Below are 306 nucleotides of genomic sequence, written 5' to 3'. Positions count from 1 at the left end.
GACAAGCGCGGCGGCCCGTTCGGCGGCGGACACGACGCCCTCACCCGCTTCACCGTCGGCCACCAGGACGTCCGCGACTGGAACACCGAGGTCGACGGCTGGGTACGGCAGCTCCTCGAACACCGCGGAGCGCACTCCCCGCACGGCGGGTACGGTCATGCCGCCCCCTACGGCCACGCTCACGGTCACGGTGAGCACCACGACGGCCACCGCTCCGGCCCCGGCATGGGCACCGCCATCGCCGCGGGCGCGGCCGGACTCGCCGTCGGCGTCGCCGGCGGCATGATCGCGGCCGAGGTGGTCGAC

The 306-nt window shown here is 75.5% G+C and carries 1 pseudogene; it reads left to right on the top strand.

Annotated features, from left to right (window positions below):
• Positions 1-306 (top strand): annotated as a pseudogene (locus tag ACLIYP_RS30915) (sporulation protein); the annotation flags it as partial.

This window comes from Streptomyces nanhaiensis (genome assembly GCF_046614825.1).
Classification (GTDB): Bacteria; Actinomycetota; Actinomycetes; order Streptomycetales; family Streptomycetaceae; genus Streptomyces; species Streptomyces radiopugnans.
The sequence above is the reverse complement of the archived record's forward strand: the minus strand, read 5'-3'. Positions and strand labels throughout refer to the sequence as shown.